This is a genomic window from Enterovibrio calviensis DSM 14347 (assembly GCF_000621165.1).
GTDB lineage: Bacteria > Pseudomonadota > Gammaproteobacteria > Enterobacterales > Vibrionaceae > Enterovibrio > Enterovibrio calviensis.
Window position 1 is genome coordinate 1 of record NZ_JHZA01000007.1, and the last position, 24785, is coordinate 24785.

Here is a 24785-nt window from a genome sequence, read left to right on the forward strand (position 1 = left end):
ACGTTCGATTTCACGTCACGTCTTGCCGAATATGACGGAGTGGTCACCGAGGTTGTTGTATTCCCAGACTTTGTGGATGGAAATACGACGCGTAGTGCTGATACAACCATGTATTTTGATAACATCACCTTCAATCCAGAAGGCACTGACGGCGGCACTGATGGTGGCACTGATGGTGGCACTGACGGCGGCACTGATGGTGGAACTGACGGCGGCACTGATGGTGGAACTGACGGCGGCACTGATGGTGGAACTGACGGCGGCACTGACGGCGGCACTGACGGCGGCACCGATGGTGGCACTGACGGCGGCACTGACGGCGGCACTGACGGCGGCACCGATGGTGGAACAGACGGCGGCTCCGGCAGCACGCCAATCGTTATCTTCAACGATGCAGCTAACCCTCAATGGGTAGCATGGGATTGTTGTGGTGGAACCACGCCACCAGTTATTACTGATACCGATGCCGAGTATGGGGCAGTGACGTCTTTCGAAGTCACTGGCGCAACAGTGAATGGCTTCAGCTCACGCGAAGGTGTTGCGACGGATCCTCAGCCTATCAATGTGAATGCATGGATGGTTGAAGGTGTGATCTCGTTCGACATCAAGCTACTTGCTGCAGGTGATACACCAGCGACTGATTGGGTGTTTAAAGTTGAGTCAAATGGTGGTGACCAGTTCGTAGAATTGAGCTTAGGTACAATCCCAGAGTTGAACACATGGAAGCGATATACGTTTAACCTGAGTGACCTATCTAACGATGGGCTAGACCTTACTGCAATCGACCTCATCATGGTATTCCCAGCGTGGAATACAGGGATCGGCTCCGAGTATGTTGTAGACAATGTGATTGTATCTCCAACTGGAGCGGATAGTGGCACGGATGGCGGTACTGACGGCGGTGACACTGGTGGTACAACCACAGCCGCTGATGGTATTGATTTTGAGACTAATACACTCTCTTGGGAAGTATTCGAGAATGGCGAAAGCTCAACACCGCTTGAATTTGTTGCTAACCCAGACACCTCAGGTGTAAATGACTCAGCGACCGTTGCTAAAATCATCGCACGCGCTGATGGCGCTCCGTGGGCTGGTACTATTACTACGTCAGTTCAGACCTTCACTTTAGACAGCAGCAACAGCGTTGTTAAAATGATGGTTTATAAAGACAAAATCAGTACCGTTCGACTGAAGCTGGCGACAGCAAGCCAATTTGGTATTGAAATTCTCGCTGAGAATACTACTGTCGGAGAGTGGGAAGAGTTAACATTCGATTTCACGTCACGTCTTGCGGAATATGATGGTGTAATTACTGAAGTTGTTGTATTCCCTGACTTTGTTGATGGAAATACAATGCGAGATGCTGACACAACCATGTATTTTGACAACATCACGTTTAATGCAAATTAATGTGATGATTTATCAAAACCACTGAGTTTTTGAAATGATGAAAGGGAGCCGAAAGGCTCCCTTTTTTTTGTTGTGATACTTGAATGATTAAAGTGAGCCATCAAATGGATGAGAAACCATGTTCCTAAAGATGTATCATCGACCTATTTGTAAAAAGGTAAGTTTTCTGGGTTAGTTTAGGTAACAGTTGGGTAAAGGCACTCGAGGGAATAATGGCCACCACAAGCAAGTTATCCTGCTGTTAGTCTTACTGATACCTGCATTTTTTTCAACGACATTTAGTGCAGTAAAAACTCGCCATCTACTTTTGCATTACCACCGCTCAGATTATCACATCGGATATTTATTCTTCCTCTTCTTCATAAACCACACATAACCATCAGCTATGCATTGACTAAACTTCCATGCATGTTTCGCGATGAGTGATTGCCTTAAATTGTGTTCATAGCAAAAAACAACTGAGAGAGACAGTCTATGAATACGCGTTTTGCACCTTCTACCCTAGCACTAGCACTTATGGTTTCCTTCGGCGCTTCAGCAGATTACGCCAGTTTAGAAGCGTACCAAGGAAAGCCTGCTACAGAGCAAACAAAACAAACCAATGCAGAACTCGCGAAGCAACTGCCTTGGCAAGACACTTCTGCTTTTGATCGTACACAGCGTGGTTTGGTTGCAGAATTTGGTGCTCACCAAGCCGGAGAGTTAAAGCAGCGTTTTGATTACATGAACACCATGAACCTTAACGAGTTGCCAGACACAGTGAACCCATCGATTTGGCGTCAAGGCATGCTTAATTACACGGCGGGTGGTCTATATGAAGTGACTGACGGTGTGTATCAAATTCGTGGGGCAGACTTGTCGAATATGACTATTTATCGAACCGATAATGGGTATGTGATTCACGATCCTTTGTTGTCGCGAGAAGCCGCTGCCGCTTCGTGGGAATTTGCCAAAGAGCACCTGCCTAAAATAAACGGCGAACACAAAATCACAGGCATGATCTATTCGCACATGCATGCTGACCACTTTGGCGGATCACGTGGCATTCTTGATTCAGGAGACATGGTAGAGAACGCACAGATATATGCGCCGAAAGATTTTATTAAAGAGCTTGCTGATGAAAATGTGATAGCGGGAACCGCCATGGGCCGTCGTGCAAACTATCAATATGGCACAACGTTAGATAACAACCCGCAGGGTATTGTTGATAATGCACTTGGCTTGGGCACGTCGCGTGGAGAAGTGACTTTGGTTGCGCCGACACAAGAAATTCAACCGCGTGAAAAAGAAATCACCATTGATGGGCTAACATTCCACGCGATCAATATGCCTGGTGCAGAAGCACCTGCCGAGATTGTGCTTTATGTGCCCGAGTATCGTTCATTGAATACTGCAGAGCTAACATATGATGGCATGCATAACATCTATACCTTCCGCGGTGCCAAGGTGCGTGATGCCTTGGTGTGGACTAAATATCTGACGGAATTGAAGCTGCGGTTTGTCGATAGTGGTTTGGTGGACAACATTCACGCTGCGCACTCGGCACCTGTGTGGAATGATGCTGACACAAATGTGAATGAAATCTCGGAGTACATGGCTCTGCAAAGAGACAACTATGGCTTCATTCATAACCAATCTATGCGTTTAGCCAACCACGGCGTCACCATTCACGATGTGGGTCGTGAGATCGAAAAAATTGTGCCGCAAGCACAAAAAGACACGTGGCACACCAACGGTTACCATGGTTCCTACAGCCACAATGCCAGAGCAGTAGTGAACCTTTATCTTGGTTATCATGACATGAATCCGGTGAATACTAATCCACTGCAAACCACTGAAAAGTCGTGCGTATACGTGGAGGCTGCGGGCGCTGATGCTCTCTACCAAGCGGGCAAAGCGCACCTTGTGAAAGGGCAATATCAAGAAGCATCGCAACTCTTCAATGATTTGGTTCAATGCGACCCGAGCAATATTGACTATCGCTTTGCATTGGCAGACAGCTTTGAACAGCAAGGCTACCAGTCGGAAACCATGGCATGGCGAAACTCTTATCTACAAGGGGCAGTGGAACTGCGTACTGGTGAGATTCAGCCATCAGTGAAATTGGCGTCGGCTGACGTGATTGCAAACACACCAACTGGCATGTTCCTCGATTTTGTCGCGGTGAAACTCAACGCAGAAAAAGCAGAACTGGCTGATTTGGACTTCCGTTTTGCTGTGTCGCACCCTGAGCTAGAAGAGCATTACTACGGTGAAGTGTCTAACGCAAACATGGCGAACATTCAGGTCGAATCTTTACCAAAAACAGATGTCGCCTTGTCTGTCAGCAAAGATGATTTCACCAAAATTGTATTGGGTAAAACAACCTTAGATACATTGGTGAAAGAGGGCAAAGCGACACTGAAAGGAGACGCAGGCCTCATTCAATCACTGGCAGGATGTTTGGACGAGTTTGATGGCATGTTTGAAATTCTTCCAATGCCACAAAAGTAAACGAATAGCATAGTGATAGCAAAATCCCTCAGCCAAGGCTGAGGGATTTTTGTTAGTAGTGAACGCTTTTGTTTGCATTCAAAGCGGGTCACTGAAAAAGGTTATGTATTGCGTTTGAGCAAAGATCCTTTGGTGCCTTAGTTCATGCTTTCAGCTAAGTTCCTTACCCAACGGTTACTGTTTAGTCGCCAGAAACAAATCAACACTTTGATCCCTTCTTCAAGCAACACAAGCCCAAACAGATAGATAGGATCGACGTGAAGAACGTGCGTTAGCCAATAAGCGCAAGGCAAGAGGAAAACCCACTGTGCAAGCACGTCCGTGATTAAGCAAAAACGCGCGTCACCACCGGCGCGGAGTATGCCGACAATCAACATCATTGATAGGCTCTTAACGATCAGCGAAGCCGCCATGATGTCGTACAGCCCTGTCGTCAGTTGTTCGGCAGCGGACGGCAGATCATTGTGGAAAAACATCGATAGCACGAGCGATTTGAGTGCCATTAATAGCGCAGCACTGATCACGCCAACACCGACACTCAACACGAGATGTTGTCGAATGGCTGTCGGCAGTTTTTCATGTTGATTGGCGCCCACTATATTGCCCACCAAGACGGAACCTGCAGTGGCTAAGCCAATGAGCAGAGACATGGCCAATGCTTCAATAGGAGCCAACACCGAAAGTGCCACGAGTAGGTTAGGGTCGCTATACCCCAAAATAGCATGGAAGGCGAACAGGCCAGCCGCCCAAACCACACTGTTTATCGCGGCTGTTGCAGACAGCTTGGTGACAAGTTTGAAATCGCGCCACGTAAGTTGCTTTAACAGTGAAGCAGGGAAGTGCGTGAGGAGATGGTTTTTGGATTTGAGATAGAAATAGAGAATCACGCATTCAATCAGGGCACTGAGTAATGTACCCAATGCTGCGCCTTTAATGCCCATTGCGGGCATGCCCAAATGGCCGAAAATGAACACCCAGTTCAAGCCGAGGTTTAGCGTCACCCCGATGAAACTGACTTTGGTAGCAATGCCGGGCTGATGCATGGCCCTCAGTCCGCAAGCAATGCTCGAAGCATAAGCAAAACAAAACAAGCTTAAGGCAATGATTTGCAGATAATCGCTGCCTTTACTGATGATATCAGCAGATTGAGTGCCGAGCGCCATCAGTAAATTGGGCGCAAAGAAGAGGATAAGAAAGAAGAAAAGAGAGACTACCACACTTAAAATCAAGGTGATGAAAACAGTATTGTGGAGCTTTCTTTCTCCGTCTTTAGATTTAATTCCAAAACACTGAGCGGCAATTTGGCCACCGCCGATACTCAGCCCGATGATGAAGAAACTGATGATCATTTGCGCTTTGGCAGCCAAACCGATGGCAGCAATGTCCAATTCACTGAGGGTGCCAAGCATCAGCATGTCGACGGTACTTTTGCTGGAAAATATTGCCGTTTGAAGTGCGACGGGTACAGCCAGCGCCAGCAGCGTTTTATATTGGCTCAGGCGAGAGAAATAACGTGTCAGAAATGCCATGGTGTCGTCCATGTTTACAAGGTGGGAGCGGGCAGACCCTTCGAAGGCATCGAAGGGTAAACGCTTCATTGTGATAGCGCGAAGGGTCTGCCTCGTGAATTAAGAAGCGATGTCGAGTTCTGGCTCTAATTGTTGTTCTAACTGTTGCATCGATTCTTCGCGAGGTCGGTTTTCATCAAGTTGCTTGACGATTCTTGCAGGGTTGCCCATCGCAATGCAGTTGTCTGGCACATCTTGATAAACCACACTGTTCGCACCGACAACGGCATTTTCACCAATGGTGACGCCTTTTAGAATGGTGACGCCCATGCCAATCCAGGCATTGTCTTTTATCGTGACTTTCGCAGAGCGAGTGCGTGCGGCATCATCGTCTTGCCAGCGTTGGGTAACAGGGTGTCCGCTGCTATCCATAATGGTCACGCTAGGGCCAAACAACACTAAATCACCAATGTCTACGTGTTCGTAGGCAACAATCACGGTTCCCTGCATCACACAACCGTTGCCAATGGATATCTTGCCTGCCTGTTGGTTGTTCACTTTGATTGCAGTCAATCTCACTGGACGGTTTTCGAATGCTAAGTTGTCTTCAGAATATAAGACAGTGCCACGGCCAATGGTGATGCTGTTGTTAAAGTCTTCTTGTTGAATCAGTGAATACTGCGCATCACGTTGGTAATTGTCTGAATCGCGCACCAAAGTAAACGCAAAGTGTGGTGCGCCAATGATATGAGTATCGTCTTGCACATTGATTTGGTCGCGGTACTGATCTTTGACGTCATCAAATGTGTTTCCAGCAGCAACGGGAAAAATGTTTTCGTAAACACAAGGCATTAAATGATCCCCAATTATTCTGCTGGTGCTAAATGGGTCGGTTTTTTTGGGCGACTCAAATAGAGAGAGCTGTCAGCCATTGGGTGGTTGGGGCTTTCTTTCAATACCTTAATCAGTTTGTTCAACGGTAAATCATTAATTTCATGGTCTAGGTTGTAGTAGCTGGTTTGCCAAATGTTGTATTTATCATGAATCAGCTGTGCGGCGCTCTTTGAACTTTCGCCGGTGTCATTCACTTCTTTTGGGTGAGGCCAGTGGAATGAAGCCATCGATTTGTCTACGATGAACATATTATTGTTTAGAAACAAGCGAACGCCTAAATCGACATCCTCTCCTCCCCAGCTGTTAAAGCGCTCGTCAAACATCCCCGCTTTGATGAGTTGCTCACGTTCGGCAGAGACGTGGCATGTCCAAAAAAGATCAAATGGCGCTGGCCAGTCACAGATATTGGTGCCCAGTTCGTCGTATTGCGACTGACGAATATCGTAAGCGCCTTGCTGGTCTAGCTCAGAGAGAATCGCGTCGACATTGTTAGGGCTAATAACAGATTCCATCTTCTTGACGCCTTCTTCGTCAAGGTCAAAGCCGTAGACGTATCCAACAATTGAAATAGGGTGTGTTGAGACTTTATGGCGGAACAAATGCTCTTCGAGAGTTCCCGAAGCGAGAAGGACGCCTGTATCTAGGTAAACAACATATTTGCCTTCAGCGATAGCCGTGCCAACATTTCGTGCTTTACCCGCTCTAAATCCTTTATCTTCCTGCCAGAAATACTTGATGTTTAAACGATCTGAAAAGGACTTTGCAACGATCTCGGAATCATCGGAACCGCCATCATCAATCACTATTACTTCAAAAGACTCAGACGGAAGTGTTTGTGCGATTAAAGAAGTTAATGTGTGCGAAAGTAATTTAGAACGGTTGTATGTTGGAATGACAATGCTTATTTCGATCATGCTTAGAACCCTATGTTTAAATGCTCAACTGGTAGGGAATGTTACGTAGGACTCGAAGTTTGTTCAATGTCACATTTTTAAGAATTTGGTTTGAATTGAGTGTAAAAAGATATTTATCTTCTTTATAAACAATAACTTGCATGTGTGCCTAGGTTTTTGGTCTTGTTGTTATTTTGCGACTAGAATCTCACTATTTATGTATTTTTGGTGTAATTGATAATTAGGGCACTAAATGCTTTTAATTGGTCAAATAGTAAACGATGCGTTTTTCATTAAATTTAAATACGAGAAATGCAATCGATTTCTAACCATATTTATCTCGTATAAATGTTATCGGTGAATGTAATAAATGCTTCCATGTTAGATGTGAATATATTTGTTAGTTGTTTTGTTAAGGTATTGACGAGTGCGTATGCAGTGAATGGATTAAAGTGCCTAATGAATTAGCAATGCGATAGGTTGTCTTGCAATGATGAAAGTGAATGCTGTACCCACATAACCTGAAGATACAGGCTTCATTGAATATTGCTCATCTCATGATTAACGTGTTCCTTAGCAAGCGTACTTAACATCAAAATGAAAGAAAAACGTGTATATACCCAAGCAACCTGAAGATGCAGGATTCAGCGAGCTTGACTGACGTTATGATCAAGGCGTCACTTTGCCGATGGAGTGAGCTCCATCAAAAAGGGACAACACCGAGCATGGCGTCAGTAAACTCGCCCGAAGGGAGGCCCTCAGAGCGTCCACTTCATCGTTAAATCCCTGTAAAATAGAATGACTATTCGTACAAGAATTTGCCTTGAATTGAACACTCTGATTGCCTCTGAAATCGAGCATCTTCAAGTTACTTGGGTATAGATGCTCGTAGGGGCTCTCAGCGTGTTGGCTTGTCTGTTAACGCCGCGGAGAATGACGAGCACAATGCTGATCCCTCGTGAGGCTCCAATCTCGCTATCCATCCATAATAATCTGTTATTCGAGCCACATATCGCGCTGCAAGTATGTAATTTGTCTCATTGTCGATAACGGCTGCGATTCAGTTCAAGCACATTTGTGATCAATGTTACAAAAAGGTAAAACTCGGCTTGTTGATAGCGAGCAATTTTCTAATATCAAGCATCAAGAAAGCGCTTTCTTTTTGTTTTATTGCATCATGCAGCTGTTTTTGGGTTGGCTACACTCTAAAAAAGAAAGACACATTTGAACCTGTAACGTGTGCTTTAAATAGCAAAGTCAGCAGGTTGAGCGTTAATAAAAACAAAGGACGGTAAGATGCAAAATAAGACACTACTCGCTTCTCTGGTTTGTGGCGCGCTGCTTAGTGCTGGCGTGCATGCGTCTGATGTTAAGCAGGGCGGAACGCTCAATGTGCCTATCATTACCACGGGTTTTGTCGAAAATTTTAACCCTTACACGTCCAAAGATGTTTTCCACGGCACCATGTTTGAACCTCTCATGGTGTTCAACAATATGACGGGAGAGACGAACTTCCGTTTGGCCGAATCAGCAACGTATTCAGATGATTTGAAAGTTATCACGCTGAAGCTCCGCGAAGGATTGGCATGGTCTGATGGCGAGCCGTTGGATGCGAGTGATGTGGTATTTAGCTTTGTGCTGACACAAAAATTCCCAGCGTTCGATTTGAAAGGCATCTGGTCAGGAGGGAACCTTCAATCTGTAGAAGCGACTGATCCGCGCACTGTGGTGTTCACGCTGGCTGACCCAGACTCTACGTTTATGTGGAATCTAGAAAAATATCACATTGTGCCTGAGCACAAATGGTCAGGCGTTGAAAACCTCACCACTTTCACCAACCCAGAGCCAGTGGGTAGTGGCCCAATGACCACCGTGAAGTTCCTTAAGTCTCAGCAAATGGAGCTTTGCCGTAACCCGCATTATTACCTTGAAGGCCGCCCTTATTTGGATTGTGTGAGTTTTCGCTCTTATAACGACAACTCCCAGATCCAGCCTGCTCTAATGAAAGGTGAATTGGACTGGGGTTCAAATTTTATCGCAGACATCGAATCAACATTCGTAGCGCGTGACAAAGAGAATAACCATTTCTGGTACCCAGCGAATGACGCTATTCACCTTTACTTAAATACTAAGAAAGCGCCATTTGACGACATTCGTGTGCGTCAGGCGTTATCAATGGCGCTTGATCGCGACCTGATTGTCGATATCGCTGCTTATGGTTACCCCACTGCCAACTTTAACGCGGGCGGTATCGGCGAGCTTTATGAAACCAACATCAATAAAGACATCACTAAAAAATTCCGTCATTTGACAGAATTTAATCCAGACCAAGCAAAAGCCTTGCTGGATGAAGCGGGTCTAAAAGATGTGGATGGCGATGGATACCGTGAAAAAGCGGACGGTTCAAAGCTTTCATTCAATATTGAAGTCGTTAATGGTTGGACAGACTGGATCCAGGTAGTGCAGATGGTCACCGAGTTCTATGACGAAATTGGTATTGAGTCAGAAGTGAAAACTGTCGACTGGGCGGTTTACGACAAAAACCTTAAAGAAAGTAACTACGATGTGGCGATTAACTGGTCGATGGTCGCGACCAATCCGATTATTGCTTATCAAGAGTATTTTTCCACATCCCGTGTCGGTAAGGGCTGGCATGCGGGTCACGGTGTGAATGACCCAAAAATTGATGCGCTGATTGATAGCTTCGGCCAGACAGGTTCACCGGAAGAGCAAAAAGCCATTCTTGATAAGTTGCAAACCTTCACCGCTGAGCAACTTCCGTTTATTCCATTGTTCTCAAACCCGACGTGGTTCCAGTACAGCACCAAAAAGGTAGACGGCTGGCCAACCAAAGAAAATCCGTATGTACAGCCTGTTTGGTATGACGGTGGGAAGCGAGTGATTATTTTGAATAATTTGCACCTTAAATAACGAAACTGCCAATCCTCTTTAAATAGAAGACGAGCAAGGAGCACTGCGATGCCATTCCTGTTGCGGCGGTTTATGTTTTATTTTTCCGCCTTTTTGATAGCGATTACGTTCAACTTTATGTTGCCACGTATGATGCCCGGTGATCCGGTAGAAGCACTGTTTGCGGCGTCGCAAGGAAGGATGGACCCTGCTCAAATGGATGCAGTACGTGAAATGTACGGCTTCCTTGATGGCAATATCTTCGAGCAATATTTGGCGTACATAAAGAGCGTATTCACGCTCGACCTCGGGCCATCGGTTTTGATGTTTCCCGTGAGTGTATCCGACGTGATAGCCAATGCGCTGCCGTGGACACTGTTTCTGGCGCTAGGCTCGTTGATTGTTTCGTTGATCATTGGCGTGAGCATCGGCACGTATGCGTCTTATCGCCGTACCGGGTTGTTCGGCCAAGTTGTACCGCCTGTATTGGCGTTTATCAGTAACTTCCCGTATGTCGTGACAGCACTGTTCCTGTTCTACATTTTTGGCCTGAAGTTAGACATGTTGCCCCTTGCGTATACCTACGACCCTTCATTGGATCCGGGCTTTACGTTCGAATTCATTGGCAGTGTGCTTGAACATGCAATCTTGCCTGTTGGTTCTATGGTTTTGGTGGGCATCGCCTCATGGGTATTCAACATGCGTAACGCCATGATCAACGTCTTGGGCGAAGATTACGTGACCATGGCGGAAGCCAAAGGGTTGAGCAGTTATCGTGTCATGAGTCGCTATGCAGGCCGCAATGCGATTTTGCCCGTTGCTACCGCGATTGCGATGGCGATTGGTTTTTCGTTCGCTGGATCAATCATGACCGAAGTGGTGTTCAACTATCAGGGGCTTGGCAACATTCTATTGAAAGGCATTGTGGCGCGTGACTATCCGCTCATTCAGGCCATTCTGTTGATTTTAGTGACCGCCGTCTTGTTGGCGAATTTCGTGGCTGACTTGTTATATGTCTGGCTTGATCCACGCATTGCGAGTGAGGGTTGAGTGATGGATAAAACTGTCGACGTCGGCCAAAACCAAGCGAAAACCCCTAATGGTGGTTTGCCAAAGCTGAAGCGAGTTTTTGGTTCTATCTATACGTTTTTCTACGGTAATCCGCCTGCGATTATTGGGACACTGTTGCTCTCTATTGTGTTGGTGGGGGCGATTTTTGCCAATGTGTTAGCGCCATATTCACCAGAGAAACGTGTTGCGAGGCCGCACCAAGAGCCAAGTGCAAAATACGTGATGGGCACAACGCGAAGTGGGCGTGACGTATACAGCCAAGTGTTACATGGCGGGCGAAAAACGCTGACCGTATCTCTGTTTGCTGGCTTGATTGCGATGAGCATCGCTGTCGGTGTGGGCGTATCCGCGGGGTATTTTGGCGGCAAGATTGATGAGCGACTCAATTTTCTGACTAACGTTTTCTTGGTGTTTCCGCAGCTCCCCTTGCTCATTGTGCTCGCTGCCTTTTTGGGGCAGGTGGGGTCTGTGGTGATAACGATTTTACTGGGGTTGACCTCCTGGCCGTGGGGGGCGCGCGTTATTCGTGCGCAAACCATGGCGATTCGTAACAAAGAATTCATCCTTGCCGCCGAGGTAATGGGTGAGTCCAAGTTCCGAATTATAATGGTCGAGATTTTGCCTAACCTTGTCTCCATTGTGTTTGGCGGCTTCTTGGGTGCTGTCATTTATGCGATGGGCTCCGAGGCAGGGTTGGGTATTTTAGGCTTGGGCGACGCAACCGAAGTGAGCTGGGGTTCCATGCTCTATTGGGCGCAGACGTCCTCGGCGCTATATACCGGCGCGTGGTGGGAAATGATGGTGCCTGCATTGGCACTGGCCATCACTGGCGGTGGGCTAGCGCTAATCAATATGTCTATTGATCAGGTGAGCAATCCGAAACTGAAAACGGGTCCTCACATGAAGCTGTGGCATAAATTGAAAAAAATCGCCGACAAGAAGAGGGGTTTGTAATGTCAAAATTATTAGAAATCAATAACCTCTGTGTCGACTACGTATCACCGAACGGCATCGCGAGAGCCGTCAACAATGTAAGCATTTCGATTGCGGAAGGCGAAACACTGGGTATCGCGGGTGAGTCAGGGTGCGGGAAAAGCACGTTGGCCTTTGCCATTTCACGTCTACATAAAGCGCCAGCGCTGATCTCTGAAGGGGAAATCCTCTACAAAGGTCAAGACGTGTTGAAGATGAGCGATAAAGCACTGCGTGAATTCCGTTGGAATGAAGTGTCTGTGGTGTTTCAAAGTGCGATGAACTCGCTGAATCCTGTTATCACCATTGGTGAGCAATTGACCGACGTGATGCTGGCTCACAAGAAGGTCACTCCTAAACAGGCTTATGAAAAAGCCGCTGAATTGCTGCAAACCGTGGGTATTCACCCTGATCGCTTGTCGGCGTTTCCGCATCAGTTGAGCGGTGGCATGCGTCAACGTGTGGTGATTGCGGTTGCACTCGCGCTGGAGCCAAAACTGATCATCATGGATGAGCCAACGACGGCGTTGGATGTGGTGGTCGAGAGAGAAATCTTGAATGAGCTTTATGATCTTAAAGCCAAATTTGGATTTTCAATCCTGTTCATTAGCCATGATTTGAGCTTGATGGGTGAAATTGCCGATCGTATCGGCGTGATGTACGCGGGCAACATGATTGAGTTGGGCGATGCCAAAACCGTGTTTAAAGAGCCGCAGCACCCCTACACGCAGGGGTTAATTTCCTCTTTCCCGACGATTCATGGACCAAAAGAGCGCCTGTATGGCATTCCGGGAAACCCTGTGAATTTGCTTCAAATTCCGCAAGGCTGCAATTTCCAAGCACGCTGCAGCCATTGCTTTGCGCCATGTACCGAAGATGAACCCGTGCTAAAAACGATTGCGCCTGAGCATCATGTTTCGTGTCATTTGGTATAGGGAGGCTTAAGCATAGTGATTGATATTAATGAGCCGATTCTCTCTATCAAAAACTTGATGATGGATTTTCGCATTGGGCATTCAAAGTCCAATCTAATGCGCGCCGTTAACGATGTGTCCTTTGACCTCAACAAAGGCGAAGCCCTTGCCATAGTAGGCGAGTCGGGGTCGGGTAAGAGCACGGGCGCGCGTATTCTCAGCCGTATTTATAAAGAAACGGGCGGCAGCATTACCTTCAAAGGTAAATCACTGGCTGACTATGTGTCTGAACATGGCGAGCTGGAATATGCGCGACAGGTGCAAATGATATTCCAAGACCCGTTCAGTTCGCTGAATCCGGTACACAATATCTATCACCATATTGCTCGCCCGTTATTGATTCATAAGCGTGCGAACAAGCAAAACTTGGCAGAAAAAGTCTATGCCCTGCTAGAGCTTGTGGGCTTAACGCCAGCCGTCGAAACGGCGCAAAAATTTCCGCACGAGCTGAGTGGAGGGCAGCGCCAACGTGTTGCCATTGCGCGTGCAATCGCTGTCGATCCTGAAGTGATTTTGGCAGATGAACCGATTTCAATGCTGGACGTCTCTGTGCGCCTTGGCATTTTGAATTTGATGGCCGATCTCAAAGAGAAACATGGGATCGCCTTCATGTATATCACACACGATATTGCAACAGCGCGCTATTTTGCCGAGAAGACCGCAGTTATGTATGTGGGTCATATGGTGGAATGGGGTGAAAGTGACAGCGTGACTCAAAACCCGCAACATCCTTACTCAAAGCTACTGCTTTCAGCAGTGCCGGAAGTGGGTAAAGCGGGGCGTCGCGATTTGTCGGTTAAAAAAGGTGATATTCCGTTATGGAAGCCTAGCAGTGTCGGTTGTCCGTTTGCTTCACGTTGCCCAATAGCAACTGAAGCATGTACGCAATCCATGCCAGAGGCGACGGTTGTTCGTCCTGGACATTATGTTAGGTGTCACCACCTCTAAATCGCTTTAAACTAGACATGTCCCGATGGGAGATTGACGTCTGCATCGGGATATTATTTGACTAGAAAAGAAAGCGCTTTCTTTTTGTAGGAACCAAGAAATATGGACAAGTGTTTTAAGTTGACAACTGCGCCCGTGAAAGGGCAATTCGTAGATAGTAAGGGCGAGCGCTTCTATCGCATCGAGAATGTTGATCACATGCCTGCGTTTTTCATGAGCGTAGTCTCGGCCAATGATCATTGGCTATTTGCATCATCAACAGGCAGTCTGTCCGCCGGACGTGGTAATCCAGAAAATGCGATTTTCCCGTACCGTTCGGTCGATTTAATTCATGAGAGTGCGGATAACACCGGCCCTAAAACGTTCATACGCCTCGAAGACGACGGCGGTGACGTAGTGACATGGGAACCGTTCAATCCGCAACACGATGGAAAATTCTCCGTTAGCCGTAATCTCTATAAGAACATTACGGGTGACAAAGTGATCTTCGAAGAAATTAACCAAAGCTTACGCTTAACGTTCCAGTACAGCTGGGAAAGTGGCAACAGTGTTGGGTTTGTTCGTCGCAGTGAGTTAACCGATTTCTCGGGTGAACACCGTGTTGTTGAAATACTCGATGGCGTGCAAAACGTGTTGCCAAACAGCGCGCCAATGGCAGCGTTGCAAACACGCAGCGCCTTGGTTGACGCGTATAAATGGAATGAGAGAGAGCAAGGCTCATCTCTGGCGCTCTATAGCATGTATGCCAAACTGAGTGACCGAGCAGACCCTGCCGAAGCCTTGCTGACCAATACGATATTCAGCATTGATAGTGATGATTCGGAAATCTTACTGTGCAGCCAGCAGCTTTCTGCATTTAAACGCGGTGACGTGCTCGTCGATGAAACACTTACCCGTGGTGTTCGTGGTTCTTACTTTATTCACAAGGTCGTGACACTCAAAGGCGGCGAGTCCAACCAATGGCTTTTGGTTCTGGATACCGGTAAAGATCACGCCGATATTGTGGCGCTGCGTGAGCAACTGACTGATAAAGCAGCGTTACTGGATCACATTGAACAAGATATTGAAGAAAACCGTAAAGAGCTGGTCGAGTTAATCAGCGCTGTTGATGGTTGGCAGTTCTCGGCCGATGAAGCAACCAGCAACCACCATTATGCCAACGTGTTGTTTAACGCCATGCGTGGCGGTGTATTTGAGCAAGGCTACACGCTGCGTAAAGAAGACGTCATGACTACTGCTGAGCAGACCAACCAATATGTGTATCAGCGCAATCACGCGTTCTACAGTGCGTTACCTGAGCGCTTTACGCAAAGTGAGCTGATTAAATTGGCGGAACAGGCGGATGACATTCAGTTGGTACGCTTGTGCTACGAATATCTGCCGCTCACATTTGGTCGTCGCCATGGCGATCCAAGCCGACCTTGGAACCACTATGACATCAAAGTGAAGGACAAAGAGGGCAACCCTTTACTGGCCTATCAAGGTAACTGGCGTGACATCTTCCAAAACTGGGAAGCGCTCGCATTGAGCTACCCTAGCTACTTGCGCTCATTCATTGCTAAATTTGTGAATGCTTCAACGGTGGATGGCTATAACCCATACCGCATCACCAAAGACGGCATTGATTGGGAAGTTCTTGAGCCTGACGACCCATGGAGCAACATTGGTTATTGGGGCGATCACCAAATCATCTACTTGCTGAAGTTCCTAGAATGGTCAGAGCGTTTCGAGCCTTCACAACTCTCGGCGAACTTAACGCGTGAAATCTATAGCTACGCGAACGTACCTTATGTAATTGGTGATACTCACACGCTGTTTGATACGCCAAAAGACACGGTATCGTTTGATACTGAGCTTCAGACAAAAACTGAAAAACTGGCAGCCATGATTGGTAGCGATGGCAAATTGTTATTGGATTCAGACCGTGAAGTGTATCTGGTTAACTTGTCCGAAAAGCTGCTCGTTCCGTTGCTATCAAAACTGAGCAACTGGGTTGTTGACGGCGGTGTGTGGCTGAATACCCAGCGCCCAGAGTGGAATGATGCGAACAACGCCATTGTTGGTAATGGTTTGTCGATGGTGACTCTGTACTACATGCGTCGTTATGTTGAGTTCTTGCAGGGTGTTTTTGAGAATGCGCCTGAGAAGATTCGCCTGTCCTCTGAAGTGGCAACATGGCTTAAAGAAACAACTGACATCTTGAATCGCGCATTGCGTGATGTGAAGAAAAAAGCTGTGACGCGTCAAACCAAACACAAATTGCTGACTGAGTTGGTTGAAGCTGCAAGCAACTATCGTCATCAGGTTTATCATCAAAATGGCTTCTCAGGCAAAGAGCATGTCAATCTCTCTGATATCTCTGCATTGCTATCAACGAGCCTAGATCTTCTGCACAGCAGTACATTGGCGAATGTTCGTGAAGACGGCCTATTCAATGCGTACAACGTGGTTCAATACAGCAATGAATCGGTTGAATCATTGCCGTTGTACCCGATGCTTGAAGGGCAAGTGGCGGCGTTGAGTTCTGGGGCATTGAGCAGTGCTCAGGCGGTCTCTCTGCTTGACCACTTGTTTAGCAGCGATATGTATCGCGCGGATCAGAAGTCATTCATGTTGTATCCAGATCGTGAATTGCCAACCTTTATGAACCGTAACTGCATTTCGTCAGATGCAGTGAAAGAGCATGAACTTTTGTCCGAAATGCATGCAAAAGGCGATAAGCGCATTATCAAATCTGACCAAAATGGTGTGTTCCACTTCCGAGCAGATTTTGAAAACTCAGGCTCGCTGAATCAAGCGCTCACGGTACTGCGCGGCGAATACCCGCATATCGTGGATGCCCAATTTGACGATGTATTAGCGCTTTACGAAACGGTGTTCAATCACAAGGAGTTTACGGGTCGCTCAGGCACTATGTTTGGTTATGAAGGCCTTGGGTGCATCTACTGGCACATGGTGTCTAAGCTGTTGCTTGCTGTGCAAGAAGTGTACTTCGCGAGCTTCAATGAAAAGCCAGATAGCGATGAGACTAAAGCCTTGGCAGCACATTACTATCGTGTACGTGACGGCATTAGCTTCAATAAAACGCCGAGTGAATACGGTGCGTTCCCTGCAGACCCTTATTCCCACACGCCAAAACATGCAGGCGCTCAGCAGCCTGGTATGACAGGGCAGGTGAAAGAAGAAGTGATCACACGTTTTGGCGAGTTGGGTGTGCTTGTTGAACAAGGCGCAATTCGTATCGCTCCATCACTGTTGAAGAAACATGAGTTCAGCGTGAAGCCTGCTACGTTCGGCTTTGTTCGCCCAGATGGAACGTCGGAAAACCTCGCACTAAACGCCGGTGAACTTGCGTTTACCTACTGTCAGGTGCCTTTCTTGTATCGCTTGACGGATAAGCAGCAAACGCAAATCGTGGTTAAAATGACATCAGGTGAGGTCATCGTCGTTGATGGGACGACCCTTTCTGCTGCAATTTGCAAACACATCTTTACGCGTTCGGGTGACGTGGAGAGTGTGACGGTTGATGTACCTGAAAGCGTGCTTTACGCAAGCTAAACGGTGTGATTCTCACACAAATAAAAACAGCCGCAAATGCGGCTGTTTTTTTATGTTTATTTAGCGTTTATGAGTTTGCTTGACGCAAAGCGTCAACGGGCTCATTTACTTCTGTACTGATATTATTTACCGAACCGCGTTCCATCAGTGTGGGGAACAATCGCTTTGTTACGTTTGTGAGCGGTTTGCCATTGAGGATGTTGAGTACGCCTCTGGCTGCTTCACAGGCCATTTCTTCTAGTGGGAAGTTGATGGTAGAGAGGCTTGGTGTCATGTATTGGCTGTAGGCATGGTTATCAAAGCCAACAATGGAAATGTCTTTGCCCACTTGCAAGCCGCGATCGTGGCAAACACCATATGCGGCAAGGGCGATGCTGTCATTGAGGCAGAAGATTGCGGTGATGTCATCGTCTCTGTCCATCAAACGACGAATGGCCGTGTCATTGCCGTCATGATCAAAACGACCTTCAATCACCAAATTCTGATCATAGGTAATGCCATATTTTGTCAGTGCATTACGATAACCTTGAAGGCGCTCTCGGCTATCTATTTTACTCAACTGACCCGTAATACAGCCAATGCGACGGTGACCGTTTTTGATCAAATACTCGGTCGCAATGTACCCACCCCATTCGTTGTCCATGCAGATGCATTGATCTGAAATCTCGGGAATGTAGCGGTTCATCAGCATGGTGGCCGGCGTTTTATCGACGATCTTCAGGATGTCAGCATCACTCAGCATGTCTGAGGTTAATACCAAACCATCAATTTTTTTCGCATTGAGGAAATGAATAGACTCTTGTTCTTCTTCATATTGCTCATGGCCGCTGGTGATGATCAAATGGTAGTTTTGTTGTCTTACTACTTTTTCGACATGGTGCATCAGAGGACCGAAATAGGGACCATCAAATGTGCCGACAAGCATACCAATGCTATGTGAACGGTTGGACGCCAGAGCTTGTGCGAATGCATTGGGTTGATACCCTAGCGTTTCGATGGCTTCAAAAACCTTAACGCGGTTCTTCTCCTTGACGGAAGCGTGGCCATTGAGTGCTCGTGACACGGTTGACTGAGAAACGTTCGCGAGCTCAGCCACCTCTTTTATGGTGATCAAAAGTATGTTCCTTTTCGTACCTATATGCGTCTCAGTGTGCCAGTGGTATGAGACAAACCCTAAAACCTGTGTTCAACCGCCAAATAACGATTCAGTACCATTCTTTGGCGTTTGAATTTGAATTGCCATTTAAGGTACAGCCTCAGAAAAAGCATCCTCGCCCGTTTGAATTACGCGTCTTTAGGTATGCAACCGATACTTTTGACATGAATGACGCCTGATTTCTAGTTTGAAAGCGCTTGCACGTGACCTAAATGAAGTTGTTTACATTTTTGATACTGACGTCTTTATAAAGTGTCATAGCCAGAGGGCATTTTGAGAGGAAAATAATTTTTTTTTCATTTGATGTTGAGAAATTGTGAATTAGGTCAAATAATTTAAGACTCATAGGGAGTGATGAGTATGTCCGAAATGTTGCAACAGTATCCAATCATTAATGGAAAAGAGATCCATGTGAGAACGTGGAACCCTGAAGGCGGGGAAACGGTGATCTGTTGGCATGGTTTGGCGCGCAATAGCATTGATTTCGTCGCGATTGGTGATGAGCTTGCGGCTAAGGGCTACCGCGTTATCGCACCGGACACCTTGGGGCGCGGGCTGTCTCAATGGGCTGACTCTCCAAAACGTGAATACAGTTATGCCAATTATCTTGAAATGGCCACGGCGATTATGGATTTCTATCGCTGTGAACGTGTGCACTGGGTAGGCACCAGCATGGGTGGCTTGATTGGTATGCTGCTGGCCGCTAGTGAGGAAGAGAGTGAGCGGATAGGATCATTGGTTCTCAATGATATCGGCCCTGAAGTGCCAACTGATGCGCTAAAACGCATTGTTAGCTATGTAAAGGAATCCATGGTTTTTCAGCGCTACAGTGAGATAAACCAATATCTACAGACACTTTATCAACCATTTGGCCCGCATACCTCCCAAGAGTGGCAGTTGATGATTTCAGCGTCCATAAGACGCTTAGATGGCGGCGGCTACACGACGCATTATGATCCCGAAATTCTTGCTGGCTACGACGCCAATGCCCCAGTGCTGAACTTGTGGCGACAATTTGCAAAATTGGCGCAACCAACAATGCTCATGCACGGCTTGCATTCTGACGTGCTCACCAAAGACATTGTTAAGCGTATGCGCGAAGTCCAACCGCATATGGCGGTCAATTACTACTTAGGCTGTGGCCACGCGCCTAATCTCTTTTATCAGTCATACCGAAAAGATGTGGTTCACTTCATTGAAAGTCATTCTTTAGGGGATGGCATGATGAGAGAACCCAATAGGGACGCGAGCTAGTTTCGTGCCACGAAAGTCAAAGCGTTAACTCGCGCTAAGTTAACTTCCCCGAAAGTGCCATACGGATGTTCGTTGATGGCTTTGATGTCTGGCTATGGCTTCGATGCCTCAATATGGCGTTGACGTGCCGCTATTCCTTTGATGCCCAAAGGTGCAAGAGTTCGGTGGCAATGGTTGCCCCAGCTAACGCGGTGATATCAGCACTGTCGAAGGGCGGGCTCACTTCAACAACATCCATTCCTACTAGGTTTATGCCGCGAAGAGATCGCAATATGCGTAGTGCTTTGTCTGACGTAATGCCGCCAATAACGGGGGTGCCAGTTCCTGGCGCGAAGGCGGGATCTAAACAGTCGATATCAAAGGTCACATAAACCGGCAATGCGCCAACTAATGCTTTGATATGGTTAGCGATATCCTCAGGTGTCATGTCGTTTGCTGCTTCTGCGCAAATGACATTGAAATCATGGTTATCTCGGTCATAGTCGGTGCGAATGCCAATTTGCACTGACGATGATGGGTCAATGAGCCCTTCTTTGGGGGCGTGATAGAACATGGTGCCATGATCGTATCGACTGCCTTGGCTGTATGTATCGGTGTGAGCGTCGAAATGTATCAATGCCATCAGCCCAAACTTTGTATGATGGGCGCGAAGTAAGGGGAGTGTGACAAAGTGATCGCCCCCCAGTGTAAGTAAAGCTTTGTCTGACGCTAATATCTGACCTGCTGCGGACGCCGCCATATCGACGAAATTCTCACTGTCTCCACAACTAAACACCAGATCACCCGCATCGACAATATTGCAGCGATCTCTGAGATCAAATGGCCACGGATAACGAAACGCTTCCCACGCCAAATTGACCGATGCGCGTCGTATAGCATCAGGTCCCAATCGTGTTCCCGGACGGCCCGTTGTCGCCATGTCGTAGGGCATACCGAGCACCACAACATCAGCGTCTGTAGCGGTAGGGTCTTGCACCATCGGAAGACGAAGAAATGAATAGGCGTTGGAATAAAGGGAATCATCTTTTCTCTCAAATACATTTTCCATAACAACCTCTTTAAATGTTTGAGTCTTTGCGTGTTGGCAAGTAGATAGAGTCAGTGAGCTGGCAGCTTTCTTTTTCAAAGTAGCAGGATGAAAAAAATGCTCTGTCTATTTTCTGCGGCAGTGGACAAATGGCTGCAATGTTTGAAAGGGCAAGTCCCAAAATGTGAGACTGGCTAGCTTGTTGCTGGGTGAATGGAAATCTTAACCATGATGTCTGGTTTATTGGTCTATAACAACATCAGACGAAAAACCGCTAACGATGAAATCAGACTTTGAGAATTTCCCTTTATACGATTAAGGAAACAACATGGCGACGACACGTAAAAAGAAAAAACCAACGGTATGCTTGGTATTGCAAGGTGGTGGGGCGCTAGGGGCTTATCACATTGGTGCTTATCAAGCACTGACGGAAGCAGGTTTCACGCCTGACTGGTTTGCTGGTATTTCGATTGGTGCGCTCAACGCGGCGATACTCGCGGGGAATACGCCGGATAAACGACTTGGTCAGCTTGAGACATTCTGGGAACGTATTTCTCGCCCAGGCACAGATATTGAGATCCCTCCGTTCTTTGCACAAGCATTCAACAGTGCCAGCGCACAGCAAGCGCTGATGTTTGGTCAGCCTGACTTTTTTACCCCGCGTCCAGTCAACCCATGGCTTGCGCCTGCAGGCGAAGGCGCGACCAGCTTCTATGACACAACGCCGCTGTTTTCAACACTCAGTGATCTCGCTGATTTTGACATGATCAATAAAGGCGAAGCGCGTTTAACCGTCGGGGCGACACGCGTCACCGACGGCGAGTTGGTCTTTTTTGATAGCAAAACTGACACTATTGAGCCTGCTCATGCAGTGGCGAGTGGTTCATTGCCACCTGGCTTCCCCGCGACCCAAATTGGTGAAGACCATTACTGGGATGGCGGCGTGGTATCGAATACGCCCCTGAACGGCATTTTGGATCTGGCTGACGACGAAGACTTATTGATCTTCATGGTGGATTTGTGGAATGCCAATGGAGAGTTACCACAAACCATGAGTGAAGTGCTGTGGCGTGAGAAGGAAATTCAATATGCCAGCCGTTCCTGCGAGCATATCGAAGCCTTGGTGGCTAAACGTAACCTTGACCAGATCTTGGCAACGTCACCCGATATTGTTGCGAGCCAGCAAGTTCCTGACAAAACATCGCTGAATGTCGGTAAGAAGATCGATATCGTACATATCACGTTTGATCCGCTTCAAGGCCATATTCCGCTCAGCGATGCAGAGTTCTCTCGCCGTTCTATTCGTTTGCGTCGTGACAGTGGCTACGCAGACATGAAGCAAGCCATTGCTGAATCACCTTGGACACAAGACAACGAAGGATTACCGGCGCATTTCTACCGTCGCCATCGTGATGGAAGTTGGTTAGAGAACAATACGCAAGATAAGCCACAAGGAAAGGCGTTGGACAAAGCCTCTTAAATTGAACACCCTCAGCGTGTTTGGGTATAACCAAAACACGCTGATGACTAACGCAAAAAGCCCCAGAAATGGGGCTTTTCACTTTCTCTCACAGGGCAGTGGTATATCGCGAGGATCAATCGCGATAATGTGGAGAATCTTTGCTATATCGCCTTCGACAACTTAAAGCGTCCTACAGAGCGTTGGAACTGACTGACAAGACCATTCACTTCACGCGCCGATCCTTGTACATCAGACGCGGATTGGTGGTTGTTATTGGCCATGTCTGCAATATCTTGAATACGATGTGCGAGCTCTTGATTGGCTTGGGATTGTTCGTGCAGCGAGCGTGACACCTCTTCGATGATATTAATCAGATCTTGGGATTTCTGATGCATCTCTCGAACCGTTTGTTCCGCTGAGTGGGTTTGCGACATGTTGTCATTCACCACTAGCACGCTGTCTTCGATATGGCTGACAGTGGTTTCGATACCCGAGCGAAGCTCTTGAATGGTCGATGCAATCTGCTTGGTAGAATCAGATGTTCGTACCGCGAGGTTTCGTACTTCGTCAGCAACTACCGCAAAGCCTCGGCCTTGGTCGCCTGCTCGAGCAGCTTCAATGGCAGCATTCAGTGCAAGCAAGTTGGTTTGTTCCGCGACGTCATTGATCACACTGATAATGCCCTCAATCTCCTTAGAATGCTGATCAAGTTCGGACACTGCGGTACTGGAACGCTGGGATTTTTCCGACATTTGGTCCATGTTGGCAATGGTGCGCTGCATACTGCTGGCGCCAGCCTGTGCTTGAATCCCACTGGCGTTGGAGAGCGATTTCATGGTGTCTGCGTCATGGGATATGGTGTTAATACTGGCAGCAAACTCTTCAACCAAAGCAGCAATACTGCCTGTGTCTTCTGATTGACGTGTCGACGCGCCCACAATGTGGTCAGACAGGTTTTCGAGCTTTGCGACTTCGTTATTGAGGTGGTTGGCTCCAGACGCAATGCTGGTCAACGTCTCTTCAAAGGCATTCATCAGGTTATTAAACGCGCGGCCTAAATCGGCAATCTCGTTCTTACCTTGAGGGCGGAAGCGTACAGTTAAGTCGAGGTTTCGTTCAGCATCTTGCAACAAGCCTTGCAGGCGACTCATTGGTGTGGTGATACTTGTCGCTATGGTGACTGAGATGGCGATCAGAACCAAGGCAATCGCACCGACGAGCAGCAGCAGTCGTTGCACGTCTTGGTAGAACACTGCGTCGACGTCATCCACATACAATCCCGTATTCAATACCCAGCCCCAAGGAGAGAAGGGCAGTGAGTAAGCCACTTTTGGATAAGGTGTATCGTCTTGGCCAGTCTTTTTCCAATGGTAGGTGACGAATCCGCCGCCGTTCTTGGCCATGTCTACTTGATCACGAATGATGTAGACACCATTCACATCTTTCAAATCAACTAAATTTCTGCCGATCAGATTGGCTGAGATTGGGTGATGGATCATGTCTGAGTTCAGACTATAAATCATGAAGTAGCCATTTTCGCCATAACGCATTGCGTCGAGCGCATTGATGGATTGCTGCTTGGCTTGCTCCATCGAGATCTCGCCATTTTGCGCTTGTTGATAATAGCGTGAGACCAAACTTTGTGCGGTTTCGACTAATACTTGAATTTGGTTCTTGCGTTCATCCATCATGTTGTCCCTTTTTAGAACAAGGGAGATGGTGGTGACTGAAACCAAAGACAGCACAGCAATGGCAATGATGAGCGATAACCGTTGCCTAATCGACAGGGCATTCATAATCGTCGTCCTTAAGTGATAGTTAACTCACTAAATAAAATGGAAATTATCTGTATTGAATGTAGCACTCGCGCATCGTCTTGCTAGGAATTAAAACGAACACTTGAATCGGTGAATGCGGTAATGAATTGAAGAATGAATGTGTGAATTAATGGACAATCAGGCAGCGAAAGGGCTGCAGGCTGATACAGTTGTCATTGATTCGGCCTGTGAATTTTTTATTGCAAATTATGTCATTTGATAAATGTGAACTAAGGCGACTTGATGGGGGATCTTTGTTGGTGTAATGTGGGAAAATGTCGATGAAATGTAGGCTTTAGAAATCGGCTTGGTAACCAAATTTGATGATTGAATTTATAATCCCATAAAAAGTGGGTGCTTATCATGTTTGGCGCTACCCGTCCTTGACCGATTGGTTTAGACTACCGCCCTCTTTACCCATGTGAACCGAGGTAATCA

The 24785-nt window shown here is 47.2% G+C and carries 15 protein-coding genes and 1 pseudogene; 10 read left to right on the forward strand and 6 right to left on the reverse strand.

Translation table 11 applies throughout. From position 1 onward, the window contains the following. Both Q365_RS27055 and Q365_RS0104810 read left to right on the forward strand, forming a co-directional pair. A pseudogene (locus tag Q365_RS27055) lies at positions 1-1410 on the forward strand (hypothetical protein); the annotation flags it as partial. A 474-nt stretch (positions 1411-1884) separates the two neighbouring features. Beyond that, complete coding sequence (locus Q365_RS0104810; protein WP_028022273.1) at positions 1885-3903, forward strand: alkyl/aryl-sulfatase; 2019 nt, start codon at positions 1885-1887, stop codon at positions 3901-3903. Between the two features lie 137 nt (positions 3904-4040). Here Q365_RS0104810 and Q365_RS0104815 read toward each other — a convergent pair whose 3' ends face one another. The 3 genes from Q365_RS0104815 to Q365_RS0104825 all read right to left on the reverse strand — a co-directional run bounded on the left by Q365_RS0104815 (position 4041) and on the right by Q365_RS0104825 (position 7219). Further along, positions 4041-5432 (reverse strand): MATE family efflux transporter, encoded by a 1392-nt coding sequence (locus tag Q365_RS0104815; RefSeq protein WP_028022274.1) that lies wholly within the window; start codon positions 5430-5432, stop codon positions 4041-4043. Positions 5433-5531: 99 nt separating this feature from the next. Further along, entirely contained in the window at positions 5532-6263 is a 732-nt protein-coding gene (locus tag Q365_RS25460; RefSeq protein ID WP_051563746.1) for an acyltransferase, read from the reverse strand. A 14-nt stretch (positions 6264-6277) separates the two neighbouring features. Continuing rightward, positions 6278-7219, reverse strand: coding sequence for a glycosyltransferase (locus tag Q365_RS0104825; protein WP_028022275.1), 942 nt, complete (start codon positions 7217-7219; stop codon positions 6278-6280). Between the two features lie 1275 nt (positions 7220-8494). Between Q365_RS0104825 and Q365_RS0104835 the strand changes: the two genes are divergently transcribed. From Q365_RS0104835 to Q365_RS0104860, 6 genes are all read left to right on the forward strand, one after another. Then, complete coding sequence (locus tag Q365_RS0104835; protein ID WP_028022276.1) at positions 8495-10129, forward strand: ABC transporter substrate-binding protein; 1635 nt, start codon at positions 8495-8497, stop codon at positions 10127-10129. Between the two features lie 48 nt (positions 10130-10177). Continuing rightward, complete coding sequence (locus Q365_RS0104840; RefSeq protein ID WP_028022277.1) at positions 10178-11158, forward strand: ABC transporter permease; 981 nt, start codon at positions 10178-10180, stop codon at positions 11156-11158. Positions 11159-11161: 3 nt separating this feature from the next. Then, positions 11162-12133: an ABC transporter permease gene (locus tag Q365_RS0104845; RefSeq protein ID WP_028022278.1), complete on the forward strand. Its 972-nt coding sequence runs from the start codon at positions 11162-11164 to the stop codon at positions 12131-12133. Then, positions 12133-13086: an ABC transporter ATP-binding protein gene (locus Q365_RS0104850; RefSeq protein ID WP_028022279.1), complete on the forward strand. Its 954-nt coding sequence runs from the start codon at positions 12133-12135 to the stop codon at positions 13084-13086. The genes Q365_RS0104845 and Q365_RS0104850 overlap by 1 nt, the downstream gene beginning before the upstream one ends. 57 nt (positions 13087-13143) lie before the next feature. Further along, positions 13144-14073 carry an ABC transporter ATP-binding protein gene (locus Q365_RS0104855; RefSeq protein ID WP_211254240.1) on the forward strand — a complete coding sequence of 310 codons (930 nt, stop codon included), beginning with the start codon at positions 13144-13146 and terminating at the stop codon, positions 14071-14073. 102 nt (positions 14074-14175) lie between these two features. Further along, positions 14176-17631 (forward strand): hypothetical protein, encoded by a 3456-nt coding sequence (locus Q365_RS0104860; RefSeq protein ID WP_028022281.1) that lies wholly within the window; start codon positions 14176-14178, stop codon positions 17629-17631. A 67-nt stretch (positions 17632-17698) separates the two neighbouring features. On the opposite strand, the gene Q365_RS0104865 is transcribed toward Q365_RS0104860, so the two are convergent. Then, positions 17699-18745: a LacI family DNA-binding transcriptional regulator gene (locus Q365_RS0104865; protein ID WP_028022282.1), complete on the reverse strand. Its 1047-nt coding sequence runs from the start codon at positions 18743-18745 to the stop codon at positions 17699-17701. Positions 18746-19147: 402 nt separating this feature from the next. Here Q365_RS0104865 and Q365_RS0104870 point away from each other — a divergent pair, with 402 nt between their 5' ends. Continuing rightward, positions 19148-20041 (forward strand): alpha/beta fold hydrolase, encoded by an 894-nt coding sequence (locus Q365_RS0104870; RefSeq protein WP_028022283.1) that lies wholly within the window; start codon positions 19148-19150, stop codon positions 20039-20041. A gap of 130 nt (positions 20042-20171) precedes the next feature. Here Q365_RS0104870 and speB read toward each other — a convergent pair whose 3' ends face one another. Continuing rightward, on the reverse strand, positions 20172-21089 hold the full coding sequence (gene speB / locus Q365_RS0104875; RefSeq protein ID WP_028022284.1) for an agmatinase: 918 nt from the start codon (positions 21087-21089) through the stop codon (positions 20172-20174). A 307-nt stretch (positions 21090-21396) separates the two neighbouring features. Here speB and Q365_RS0104880 point away from each other — a divergent pair, with 307 nt between their 5' ends. Beyond that, positions 21397-22548: a patatin-like phospholipase family protein gene (locus Q365_RS0104880; protein WP_028022285.1), complete on the forward strand. Its 1152-nt coding sequence runs from the start codon at positions 21397-21399 to the stop codon at positions 22546-22548. A 143-nt stretch (positions 22549-22691) separates the two neighbouring features. Here Q365_RS0104880 and Q365_RS0104885 read toward each other — a convergent pair whose 3' ends face one another. After that, on the reverse strand, positions 22692-24326 hold the full coding sequence (locus Q365_RS0104885) for a methyl-accepting chemotaxis protein (protein ID WP_028022286.1): 1635 nt from the start codon (positions 24324-24326) through the stop codon (positions 22692-22694). Positions 24327-24785: the final 459 nt, after the last annotated feature.